Origin of the sequence: Hymenobacter citatus (genome assembly GCF_014333615.1) — a bacterium.
In the GTDB taxonomy this organism is placed as follows: domain Bacteria; phylum Bacteroidota; class Bacteroidia; order Cytophagales; family Hymenobacteraceae; genus Hymenobacter; species Hymenobacter citatus.
In genome coordinates, this window is the sequence record NZ_JACSCY010000004.1 from 335,470 (window position 1) to 347,748 (window position 12,279).

The 12,279-nt window shown below is 59.1% G+C and carries 8 protein-coding genes; 6 read left to right on the top strand and 2 right to left on the bottom strand.

The features are described 5' to 3' along the window. The first annotated feature begins 115 nt into the window (after positions 1 to 115). Together H8B15_RS07700 and H8B15_RS07705 are read left to right on the top strand one after the other, a co-directional pair. Positions 116 to 1,498, top strand: a complete 1,383-nt coding sequence (locus H8B15_RS07700; protein WP_187319082.1) for a sensor histidine kinase — start codon at positions 116 to 118, stop codon at positions 1,496 to 1,498. Between the two features lie 132 nt (positions 1,499 to 1,630). Further along, a complete protein-coding gene (locus tag H8B15_RS07705; protein ID WP_187319083.1) occupies positions 1,631 to 2,311 on the top strand; it encodes a response regulator transcription factor in 681 nt (226 codons plus the stop codon). An 83-nt stretch (positions 2,312 to 2,394) separates the two neighbouring features. Here the strand turns inward: H8B15_RS07705 and H8B15_RS21255 are convergent, their stop codons facing one another. Beyond that, entirely contained in the window at positions 2,395 to 6,948 is a 4,554-nt protein-coding gene (locus tag H8B15_RS21255; RefSeq protein WP_187319084.1) for a translocation/assembly module TamB domain-containing protein, read from the bottom strand. Between the two features lie 369 nt (positions 6,949 to 7,317). On the opposite strand from H8B15_RS21255, the gene tsaD reads away from it, so the two are divergent. The 4 genes from tsaD (at position 7,318) to H8B15_RS07730 (ending at position 11,063) form a co-directional block, all read left to right on the top strand. Next, the gene (tsaD, locus tag H8B15_RS07715) at positions 7,318 to 8,325 is read left to right on the top strand and encodes a tRNA (adenosine(37)-N6)-threonylcarbamoyltransferase complex transferase subunit TsaD (protein ID WP_187319085.1); all 1,008 of its coding nucleotides are present in this window, start codon (positions 7,318 to 7,320) and stop codon (positions 8,323 to 8,325) included. 692 nt (positions 8,326 to 9,017) lie between these two features. After that, the gene (gene smpB, locus H8B15_RS07720; RefSeq protein ID WP_185280981.1) at positions 9,018 to 9,485 is read left to right on the top strand and encodes an SsrA-binding protein SmpB; all 468 of its coding nucleotides are present in this window, start codon (positions 9,018 to 9,020) and stop codon (positions 9,483 to 9,485) included. Between the two features lie 126 nt (positions 9,486 to 9,611). Then, positions 9,612 to 10,409: a C40 family peptidase gene (locus tag H8B15_RS07725; protein WP_246455348.1), complete on the top strand. Its 798-nt coding sequence runs from the start codon at positions 9,612 to 9,614 to the stop codon at positions 10,407 to 10,409. Between the two features lie 159 nt (positions 10,410 to 10,568). After that, the gene (locus H8B15_RS07730) at positions 10,569 to 11,063 is read left to right on the top strand and encodes an HNH endonuclease (protein WP_187319086.1); all 495 of its coding nucleotides are present in this window, start codon (positions 10,569 to 10,571) and stop codon (positions 11,061 to 11,063) included. Between the two features lie 238 nt (positions 11,064 to 11,301). Here the strand turns inward: H8B15_RS07730 and H8B15_RS07735 are convergent, their stop codons facing one another. Next, on the bottom strand, positions 11,302 to 12,180 hold the full coding sequence (locus H8B15_RS07735) for an alpha/beta fold hydrolase (RefSeq protein WP_187319087.1): 879 nt from the start codon (positions 12,178 to 12,180) through the stop codon (positions 11,302 to 11,304). Positions 12,181 to 12,279 lie beyond the last annotated feature (99 nt).

The window sequence follows — 12,279 nt, forward strand, 5'->3', positions numbered from 1 at the left end:
AGGACCGCCACGCGCACGTAAACGACTGTTATTTTGTGTTAAAGAATGTTAACGGCTTGATTCCCTATCCGCATCGGCCGTACTTGCAGGTACTGTCCCCTCAGCCATGCCGCCCATGAAAAATCGCCTGCGCATTATCTTCTGGCTGATCAGCCTATGCATGCTGGGAATCAATGGGTTTCAGGCCTATTGGCTCTACTCTACCTACCAGCTGAACACGGCGCAGTTTGCCCGCACGGCCCACGAGGCGCTGCTGGCCGTAGTGCAGCAGGAACAGTTGGCGGCCGTGCAAACGCTGCTGCAACCAGCCACGGCGGGTAGCCGCTACGGCCGCGTGGCCCTACCCATCCGGCAGCTCGATGCAGCTGACCGCACACAGCTGCAACAGCTCTGGCAAGCGGGCAGCCAACGGCCGACTGGCGCCCTGGCCGCCCGCCGGCAAGACGACAGCGTGGCCCAGGCGTTTCTGCAACTGTTGCTGCGCCACGCCGCCACGCCTACCCTCAACCTCAGCCAACTAGCCGAGGCATACCAGGCCGAACTGCGCCAGCGCCAGGCCGAAACGGCCTTTCTATTTGATACGCTGGCCACGGCCACCAACCGACGCGCCCAACAGGTGGCCGCGCCCGCGGGCTACCCCGTGCAAACGCCCGCCGTGGCCCTACCCCACCTGCCGGGTGTAGCCGTGCGGGCTTCGTTCCGGCCGCCGGTGCCCTACCTGTTGCGGCAGATGGGCGGCTTGCTGGCGGGCTCTGTGGGGCTATTAGTGCTGACCACGGCTTGCTTTGGGCTGATGCTAAGCACCATCCTGCGCCAGAAAAAGCTATCAGAGATTCGGGAAGACTTCATCAACAACATGACCCACGAGCTAAAAACGCCCATTGCTACGGTAGCGGCGGCGGTGGAGGCATTGCAGCACTTCGGGGCCATGCAGCATCCGCAGCGGGCCGAAGTCTACCTCGCTATTTCGCAGCAGGAGCTGGCGCGGCTGTCGGGGTTGGTGGAGCACGTGCTGCACATGGCCGTGGCCGAGCGCGAGCCGCTGCAACTGACACCCGAAACCGTACGGCCCGCCGAGCTGGTGGCCGAGCTGGTGCAGCAGCACCAGCTTACTAGCCCCAAGCCCGTGCAGTTTGAGGTGGATGTGGCCGCCACCGCAGTGCATTGCGACCGGCTGCACCTGCGCAACGTCATCAGCAACCTCATCGACAACGCCATTAAATACTCCCGCGAGCAGGTCACCATCCGCATTCAGGGCCAGCCCGAGTCCAGCGGCTGGCGCCTCACTGTGGCCGACGATGGTCTGGGCATTGCGGCTGATTATCAGCCCGCTGTGTTCGACCGGTTCTTTCGGGTGCCTACTGGTAACCTGCACCCGGTCAAGGGCTTTGGATTGGGATTGTACTATGTGCGGCAGGTAGTAGAGCGGCACGGCGGCCACCTGCATTTGCGCAGCGAGCAGGGGAGGGGCAGCGCGTTTTCGGTGTGGCTGCCGTAGGGGCGCGTAAAGTCAGAGCGTCATTTCGAATGCAGTGAGAAATCTCGCGTGCAACACTAATTCAATCGTTAAAAAATTACCGGAAGCACGCGAGATTTCTCACTGCGTTCGAAATGACGTTCTGCATTGCCTATGCCTACCATCCTGCTCATCGAAGACGAAGCCTCGCTGGCCTTGATTGTTAAGGATAGCTTGGAGGTGCGCGGCTTTGCAGTAGAGCACGCCGCCGATGGGGAAGAAGGGCTACGCCTGTTTCGCCAAACCACGCCCGATATTGTGGTGGCTGATGTGATGCTGCCGCGCTTGGACGGCTTTTCGCTGGCCGAGCAGCTACGGCGCGAAAATACCACGGTGCCCATCATCTTTCTCACGGCCCGCTCCCAACCCGCCGACGTAGTGCGCGGCTTCGAACTAGGCGGCAACGACTACCTCAAGAAGCCTTTCAGTATGGACGAGCTAGTGGTACGCATTCGGGCGCTATTACAACGTACCGTGCCTACCACGGATACCACGCCTCAACAACCCTTGCAGATAGGCCGCTACGTATTCGCGCCTACCCAGCAAAAGCTGCGGCTGGCCGACACCGAAATCGAGCTGACGCACCGCGAATCGGAGCTGCTGCTGCGCCTCTACGACCACCGCAACCACGTGTTGGAGCGCTCCACCGTGCTGCTCGACCTTTGGGGGCAAGACCATTTTTTCAACGGCCGCAGCCTCGACGTGTTCATCACCCGCCTGCGCCGCTACCTCCGCGCCGACCCGCAGGTGCAAATCCTAAATGTGCGCGGCATTGGCTATAAGTTGGTGCTGTAGGGGCGCCTTGCAGGCGCCCGTCGTTGCTGAGGTTGTTTTACTATCCGACGATTCGTGCAACGAGGGGCACCTGCAAGGCGCCCCTACTTGATGTTCGTGCGCGGGTCGTCGTCGATGTTCAGCTCTTTGCGGGCGGCATCGCGGCGGCGCACGCGCTTGCGGGCAAATAACTCCCGGAACGAGTTAAACTGCTCGGTGTGCAGCAAGCTGAGGCCAGCGCGCTGCTGGTTTTGTAGGTTGGCAATAGACGAGTAGTCGCGCGGCGTCGTCTCATAGCGTAGGCGCGCCCGGAACTTGCCGTCGGGGCGCAGGTAGTACTCCAGGCTCAAGTCGCCGAGCAGGGAGCCTTGCACCGGCACGGTGCTGCCCGGCGCAGTATTGGCCGCGTTGTAGTTGTTGGTGAAGCCACCCTCGCGCGTGATGCGCAGACGCCCGTTCAGGAAAGAATAGCTCAGGCGCACCTGCAAGGCCTGTAACTGCTCGGCGCTCAAGCCGTTCAGGTTGAAGCTAATCTCCAGGTTGGGGTCGATTTGGGAGGTGAGCACGCTGAGCTGGGTACTCAGCACTTGCCCCACGCTGTTACCAAAAGCGTTATCCGACCCCCGAAACGACACCGACGACAACGTACCTGGCGAGGTGAGCTGCCGGAATACAATCAGGCTGAATACCTGCCGGTTCAGCTCCTGCTCATCGTTGCGCAGGGCCGACAGGAACGGCGCCAAATCCCCTTCCAGCGACGACGGAATATCGTTGAACTCCAGGTTCAGATTGATCTGGGGTAGGAGCAGGGGGCCGCTCAGGTTCATCACCGCCGTCACGGGCACTACCGAGGAGTTGCCGGCCAGCAGCGGCGCCACCGAAGTACGCTGTGTGTAGGCAGCCGTCAGGTTCATCTGGCCTTGCAGCGGGTCGCCGTTCCAGGCAATGGTACCGCCCGGCCGCACGATAAACTCTTTATTAACAAGGCCTTGCAGGGTGAAGTTGTAGGCGCCGCGCACAATCTCAATCTGCCCATACATATTGAAGTCGCCGCGGGTATCAATGTTCAGGCGAAGCTGCCCGCTGGCCGTGCCCCGGATGATGTCGCCGGTGCTTTCATCCAGCAAAATCTCCACGTAGGCGTCGGGCGTCACGTCCAGGTTCATGTTCAGCCGCAGCCCCGAGAGGTCTACCTTGGCCGTATCGGTGGCTACCCGCACGGTGGTGGTGTCCCGAATGTTGTGGTTGACAAACCGGATGTAATTGGCCTGCTGGGCCTTGGCCGCGTTGTCGAAGGGTAGGAACACCCGTGTGCCCGCCTCGCTCCGCGCCGATACGTTCACCAACAGATCATCCGTTGGCCCCGATACGCGCGCTGTACCGGTGGCGTAGGCCGTCCCGAAGTACAGGTCGTTGTCTTTGCGGATGGTATTCAGGGCTTGCAGCTTGCGGAAGTTGGCCCGCAAATCCAGCCGCATATTCTGGAAGCCGTCGTGGTAAATATTGCCGTCTACGGTGCCAAAGTTGCCCAGCGGGTCCGACAGCCGGATGTTGTTCAGGGCAATGCGGTCGTCGGTGAAGGTGATGCGGTCGGAGAACGTGTAGGTGGTGCCCAGGTAGATAAACGTGAGCTTGCCATCGGCCACGTCCAGCGTGCCTACCAGATGAGGTGCGGCCAGCCTGCCCGTCAGCTGCAACCTACCCACTGCTGTGCCGCTCAGGTCCTTGAACAGGGTGTTCAGAATGGGCTCGGCCAGCTTCACGGGGGCCTCGTCGAGCACGCCTACCAGGTTCAGCTGGTTGGGGCCGTCCTGCGGGGCAAAGGTGCCCGTCACGTTCAGCACGCGGCGGTTGTCGCGCTCCACGTCCAGGTTCACGGCCATGCGGGCGTTGGGCGCGTCCCAGGTGCCTTTGCCCTCCACATCGCCCAGCAATACGTCGTCGAGGCGCAACGAATCCACCTTCAGATCGGCATCAATGGCTAGTTGATTGAACACACCGCTTACAGTGCCTTGCATGTTCACGCGGCCCTTCAGGCGGTTGTCGGTGAAGTCGCCCAGCGTTTGCAGCGCAAAGTTCTGTACGCTGATAGCCAGCTCCTTGGCCGGGTCGCGCGAGATGGCGCCCTGGGCGCTGATGCTCTGCGCGCCGTTGGAAATAATAAAGTTTTTGATGTCGATTTCCTTGCCGCCACTGGAAATCACCACCGCGTTATCGGCCGCAATGGTCCACTGCTTGTCTAGCAGGTTCACACCCGATTGCCGGAACACCACCTGTACGGCGTCGGGTAGGAAGGCCAGCGAGCCGTTAATCTGGGCGCGGTTGGTGGTGTTGGTCTGCGCCAGCGCCGTCGAAAAGTTGATTTTTTCCTGGTCCCATACGCCCTCCACGTAGAAGTTCTCCGTAGCGCCCAGGCCCGGCAAGTGCTGCTTGGCCGACGTGATGCTGGCCTGGGCCAGTACCTCGGGCTGGTTGGGCAGCTTGGAGGTTGTCACACTGAAATCGGTATCCTGCACCCGCACCGAGTCGTAGCGAATCTCATCGAAATGCCCACCCAGCGTGAAAATCGACGTGTTGCCGTTACGGAACGACCCATCCACCCGCGAGTAATCCGACACCGTGAGCTGGGGCATAAACAAATGCAGTACCGGGTTGATCTGCTTGATATACAGGTCTAAATCAATCTGATACTCGGGGGTAGGACGCAGACGCTTGCGGCGGTAATAGTCGGCAATGGCCGCGTCGTTGCTTTCAAAGTTGAGGCGGTATTCCTCTACCAGCCGCTGCACGTCGTCTAGCACGCGGGTGTAGTCGAAATTGCCCTTGGCGCGCACGTCCAGCACTTCCGAGCGCAAGGTGGTGAGGCGCTGGCCGTCCTGGCGCGTGCTCACCACATCAAAGGTGTCGATGGGCACGGTGTTGCCCTTATAGCCCAGGCGAGAGTTGCGCAGCAGCACCCTACCCTCCAGCTCGTCGAGGCGCAGACCCTGAAACTGCACATCGGCCGTGGTGGCCAGCGTCACGTTCTGGTTGGTGAGGCCCAGAGCGCGCAGGTTGGCGCGGTCCACATCGGCGCGCAGGTCGAAGGCCTCGGCGCCGGTACGTAGGTTCACGGTGCCATTGGCCGCCAGCTTCACGTTGGGGTCATTCACCGACACCTTGCCCTGGAACGCCTGCTGGCGGAAATTCCCGTTGATGGCAATGTTGTGGTAGCGGTAGCCATTCAGCCAAATGCGCTGCACGGTGGCATTGGCCTGCACCCGTGCCGCCTCCTTGGTAAAGCCTACCCCCTGCACGCGCCCATTCATGGTCACGTCCCGAATCACGCTCTGGTCGCCCAGCAGGCGGCCCAGCTGGAAATCGGTGGTCTTGATCTGGCCCTCGTAGCTGGAGTAGCGCGGGTCGGTTTTGAACTTTAGGTTGACGTCGGACACTACCTTGCCCAGCGGCGTATCAAACGAGCCGTTGGCCACAAAGTCGTTGTAGTAGCCCAGGAAGTGCCCGTTCATCTTCACCGCGCCCAGGCGGTCTACGTAGCCACGCCCACTGGCCGGAATGTAGCGGCGCAAGTCGCGCCCATCTACCACCGAGTTGCGCAGGCGGGCCTCAATAAAGCTCTCCGTGAAGTTGGGTAGGCCATCCACGCTGATGTCGCCCACCACGTGGGTGTTGCGGCCGTAGCGAATGTCGAGGTTTTTGGTGTCGAAGCGCCGCACGTAGCCCTTGGCCTGCCCCGAGATGAGCACGGTTTCGTTCAGGTCTTCTATCTGCGGGGCAAACTTGGCGATGTCATCAGAGTACAGGCGTGAGGGTTGCAGGCGCGCCGTCACCTGCACCGAATCGTTGAAATCGGCAAAATTCAGGAAGTGGTCGTAGTCGAAGCGGATGTAGTTGCTGATGCGGCTGTTCTCCACACGCAGCATCAGATCGGCAAACTCCCAAAACTTGGGCGCATACACCATATCCGCCGACAGCTCCCGCACGCGGGTATCGGAGTTGCTTTCGATGGTACGCAGCCCTTGGATGCGCGCCGCCACCGTGTCGCCTACCAGCCGGATATGGCTGAAATCGGCGTAAATGCTGTCGGCGCGCATGTGGGCGTAGTCCACGGCCTGGCCGTAGGTAGGGGCGCGGGGCTCGTCGCGACGGTCCAGGATAAAGCGGCCGTTGCGCAACCCAATTTTCTCAATCTGAAAATCAAACGGCTTGCTGACTTTGGTGGTATCACTCGGCCCCACCAGCCGCTGCACCGCGCTGATAAACTGCGACAGGTTAGTAGAATCAGGCTCGTTGGCGTAAGTAATTAGTGCAAACCGCGGCTCCTCCAGCGTGAGCTGTCCCACGTGCAGGTGGCTCGGGTCGAAAACCGAAAATAGGCTGATGTCGGCATCGGCGCGACCAATGTTGAACAGTTCATTGCCACGCCTATCCAGCACCTGCACGCCCTCCAGCAGCACCCTGGAAAACGGCCGAATGTCTACCCGGTCGATGCGAACGGGTTGGCCCAGCTTCTCGGTGAGTACCGTGGCGGCGCGTTGCACCAGCCGCGTTTGCACCGTGGGGATGCGCAGCGCAATCAGCAACCCAATCACCAACAACAGCACCAGCCCAACCAGGCCCAGCAGTGCTTTGAGAATGACGGAGAGAAAACGAGGCACAGAGTACAGTGAAAAACGCGGATTGAAGAAACGAAGATGCGGATTTTAACGCGGGATAGGGTAAGAAAGAACGTCATTTCGAACGCAGTGAGAAATCTCGCGTGCCACGGTAATTCCAATCGTCAGGAAATTACCGTGGCACGCGAGATTTCTCACTGCGTTCGAAATGACGGGCTATCATCAGCATGACGGTCAGGAAAGGCCGATGCCCTACCCAACCGGGCACCCAAGCCATACACGAATTGTTCAGGTAAAAGTTTGACGATTGTCCTGCTTTAGGGTTTAACGTTTTCCGCGACCTTTGCAGTCTGTACCGCTGGTTGTTTTGCCGATTAAGTATGCCACCGGTGCTGCTTTTATTTTTTGCTTATGAATGCTCCTCTTATTCTGGCCATTGAGTCGTCGTGCGATGATACCTCGGCGGCTGTAATGGCCAACGGCGAAATCCTGTCTAACGTGGTGGCTACCCAGCAGGTGCACGAGCAGTACGGCGGGGTAGTGCCCGAGCTGGCCTCGCGCGCCCACCAGCAACACCTGATTCCGGTGGTGCAGGAGGCGTTGCGCCGCGCAAAGGTAGCGAAAACCGACCTCGACGCGGTAGCGTTTACGCAGGGGCCGGGTCTGCTGGGGTCGTTGCTGGTGGGTAGCATGTTTGCCAAGACGTTTGCCCTGGCGCTGGATAAACCGCTGCTGGCCGTCAACCACATGCGGGCGCACATTCTGGCCCATTTCATCCGGGACCCCAAGCCTGCCTTTCCGTTTCTGTGCCTCACCGTGAGCGGCGGCCACACCCAGCTGGTGGTGGTGCGCAGCGCCATGGAAATGGAAATCATCGGCCAGACCATCGACGACGCAGCCGGCGAGGCCTTCGATAAAACCGCCAAGCTGCTGGGCTTGCCCTACCCCGGCGGCCCCCACCTCGACAAGCTGGCCCGCCAGGGCAACCCTACCCGCTTTGCGTTTCCGGTGGGCGCCATGCCCGGCTACGATTTCTCGTTTAGTGGCCTGAAAACCTCGGTGCTGTATTTCCTGCGCCAACAAACTCAGCAAAACGCTGACTTCGTGCAGGAAAACCTGGCCGACCTCTGCGCCAGCATTCAGCATACCATCATCCAAACCCTGCTGCGCCAGCTGCGCCGCGCTGCCCACGACCAGCAGCTCCGGCAAGTGGCCCTGGCGGGAGGGGTAGCCGCCAACTCGGGCCTGCGCACGGCCTTGCAGGAGCTAGCCGCCGAGGAAGGCTGGCAGGTGTTCATCCCCGACTTTGAGTTCTGCACCGACAACGCCGCCATGGTAGCCATGACCGGCCACTTCCAATACCAGGCCGGCCAGTTCACCAACCAGCTCATCAGCCCCGACCCTCGGTTGAAGTTGTGAGTAGGGGAGGGGTAGGGTAAGACTAAAGGAACGTCATTCCGAGCGCAGCGAGGAATCTCGCGTGCTGACTTCAGATAGCAATTACTATCAAGCAAGATTTCTCACTGCGTTCGAAATGACGTTCTGATGCAGCACGCGAGATTTCTCCTGCTGGTCAAAATGACAGCCATTGACTAACAGCTATATTTGACTCGCTGTGCGGTAGTCTCCCGCCAACCACGGCGCTTGCGTCAGCCCCGGCTGAAACGAGCGAAGCCCGTGGTCGGCAAACCACGGGCTTCGAAGTGGGTGATTTGTTCGCCTCTAAACTTGGAAACCATGAGGAACGAACCAAACAGCGGCGATGATTACGTGGTAATCGTCGTCAGGCTCCCGGTTAAGCTGCTACTGCGGCTTGGTCGGTGGCTGCTGATGTTTGCCAGCGCGTACGCGCTGCTGCATCAATAGGCCAACGCCGGGCGAGGAGGGTGCAAGTCCTTTCCGTTTAGATGGTTAACTTAAGCCAGCCACCGGAAGTTGCGTAAACATACAAACTAGTTTACAACTAGATGGCGCAACTATACCCGCAGCGCCTTGCAACGAAGTAGTACAAAACCAGCGTATAGCGCCTCTACTACGTCGGCCCAGCCGACCCACCCCGCGAAGACCCTACCCGGCCCGCCGCGAAATCCCGAGAATCTGCAACATCTGCAATGAAGAAAGAAGAGAAACCCAAGCGCATCAATATCCTCAACCGCCGCGCCAGCCACGAATACGCATTCCTGGTGAAGTACGACGCCGGGATGATGCTGCAAGGAACTGAGATAAAAAGCATCCGCGAGGGCAACGTAAACTTGCAGGACGGCTTCTGCACCTTCCACGGCGACGGTAGCCTGTGGGTGCACAACCTACGCATTGCCCAATACACCGAGGGCACCTACAACAACCACGAGCCCACCCGCGAACGGAAGCTGTTGCTCAACAAAAAAGAGCTGCGCCAGTTGGCCGGCAAGGCGCAGGAGCAAGGCCTCACCATCATTCCCATCCGAATGTTTGTGAACGACCGGGGCTTTGCCAAGCTGGAAATTGCCCTGGCCAAAGGCAAAAAGCTCTACGACAAGCGTGAAGATCTGAAAGCCAAAGACCAGAAACGCGAAATGGCGCGGGCGCGGGAGTACTAAATGGTGAAATAGTGAGATAGTGAAATGGTGAGTTGTCGTTCTGGTGGCGTATTTTGCGCCGGTGCGCGTGCTGCGCTGCTACCCAGAACAACAACTCACCATTTCACTATCTCACTATTTCACCGTTTGGAACACGGAATCTGTGCGTTGAGCACTATGCCAGTGCGGGCCGAGCCCAGCGACAAGGCGGAGTTGGTAACGGAGCTGGTCTTTGGCGAGTGCTACTCTATCCTGCTGGTGCAGGGCGCCTGGCAGCAAATTCGTAGCGCCGCCGACGAGTACGTGGGCTGGATTGACGGCAAGCAGCACACGCCCGTGTCGGCCGAGTACCTGGCCGCCTGGAAAGCCCAGGACCACCCCCGCAGTCTGGACCTGGTGCAGATGGTGAGCGACGCCACTACCCGCGTGCCCGTCATTATTGGCTCGCGCCTACCCTTTTTCGATGGCATGACCTTGCGTTTGGGCGAGCAGCAACTTTTTTACAACGGTGCCGCCACCAACCCCCAAAACGGCCACGGCCCCCACGGCGACCTAGACAAGCGCCTCGCGCTGCTGTTGAAGGTAGGGCAGCTGCACCTGAAAGCGCCCTACGTATGGGGCGGCAAAAGCCTGTTCGGCATCGACTGCTCGGGGCTGATGCAGCAGCTCTTTGGGCTGGTGGGGGTGCAGCTCCCCCGCGACGCTCGCCAGCAGGTAGAGTTGGGCCAAACGGTGCACTTTGTAACCCAGGCACGCCCCGGCGACCTGGCCTTTTTTGACAACGCCGAAGGCCGCATCATCCACGTGGGTATGGTGCTAGAAGACCAACGCATTCTGCACGCCAGCGGCGAGGTCCGCATCGACCCCCTCGACCACAACGGCATCTTCCGCCGCGACCGGCAAAAATACTCCCACACCCTGCGCCTTATCCGGCGGGTGCTGTAAGGTGAAATGGTGAAATAGTGAGATGGTGAGTTATCGTGCTGGTGGCGTATTTTGCGTCAGTAGAACGACAACTCACCATCTCACTATTTCACCATCTCACCACTTGTTTATACGCTGAGAATCACCTAGCTTTCGTTGGTTAGATTCCTCATAAAGTGTATGGATCAGAAAGTGCTTGTCTTGAACGGCGACTACACCGCCATTACTCTGTGTAGCGTGCAAAAGGCGTTTGTGCTGCTCTACCTCGACAAAGCCGAGATGGTGGCTAACTCCGAGCACGGCGCCCTGCGCACCATCAGCCAGTCCTACCCCAAGCCGAGCATCATTCGGTTGCAGCGCTACGTGCGGGTGCCCTACAAAGGCATCACCCTAAGCCGCCACAACATTATGAAGCGCGACAACTTTGAGTGCCAGTACTGCGGCTCCACCAAAAACCTAACGCTCGACCACGTGATGCCCCGCTCGCGCGGCGGCACCTCCAACTGGGATAACCTGCTCACGGCTTGCTCGCGTTGCAACCACAGTAAAGGGCACCGTACCCCCCAGGAGGCTGGCCTCGTCATTAGACAGATGCCCAAGAAGCCTACTCTTTCTGGCTTCCTCAAGCTCAGTGCCGGCACCATAGATCAGAACTGGCATGCATATCTCAACTAAGCCGGTAGCGCTGCTACCGGCTTTTTTGTGCTCTTAGCTGAAGGAGAAGGTTGAAAAAGTCTGTCATCCTGAGCTTGCGAAGGACCTTTTCACGCTAGAACGATAAGCGTCTCAACGACTCGTTCATGCGTGAGAAGATCCTTCGCAAGCTCAGGATGACAGGCGGGTGCGAACATAAATAAACCCTCCCCAAGCTATGTTTGAGGAGGGTTTTAATAGGCTTTAAAGCCACTACAGCCTAATACTGATCTTGCTCAGCACCGTCACGGTCGAAGTTATCGGAGCCGTGGGCGAAGGTCAGCAGGTCCTGGCTAAGCTTCTCCTTATCGGTGATGAGCAGGCCGTGAGGGGCGCCGTCGTACACGATTTGGGTGGCGTGCGAGAGGTACTGATCCAGGCGCTTGGCGCTGTTCTTATAGGGCACCGTTTTGTCGTCCTCGCCGTGGATAGACAGCACGGGTACCTTGATGGTTTGCAAATCCTGGCGGAAGTCGGTTTCGCTGAAGGCGCGGGCGCACTGCTCGGTGGCGTAGGGTGCACCTTGCAGGGCCAGCGACTGCGACCAGTCGAGGGTAGCCTGGCTCACGGGGTTGCTCAGCAGGCCGTCGCCGTAGAACTGCTTGCCGAAGGTGGTCAGGAAGTCGGGCCGGTCTTTCTTGAGACCATCCACCATATCGTCGAACGTGGATTTGTCTACACCATCGGGGTTGTCATCGGTTTTCAGCAGGTAGGGCGTCACGGCCGAAACGAAGGCTACGCGAGCCACGCGGTTGCCCTGGTGGCGGCTCATGTAGCGGGCCACTTCGCCACCGCCCATCGAGAAGCCTACCAGCGTTACATCTTGCAGATCCAAGCCTTCGAGTACGGCTTTCAGGTCGTCGGCTAGTGTGTCGTAGTCGTAGCCATTCCAGGGTTTATCCGAATGGCCAAAGCCCCGGCGGGTATAGGCTACCACGCGCACGCCGTTTTTGGGCAATTCATTCAACTGATATTCCCAAGACTCGTAGCTTAGCGGCCAGCCGTGGATGAGTACGATAGTCGGGCCTTGGCCCAAGTCAACATAGTGTAACTTAACGTCCTGGCCTTTGCTATCTTGACCAACTTTGATAAAGCTCATGGTAGGGGGGAGTTTGGTTGTGGAAAATTAAAATTGTAGTGACCTATACGGTTCTGCTTTGCATATAGAAAACAGATGTCAGGATTTTATACAAGTTTA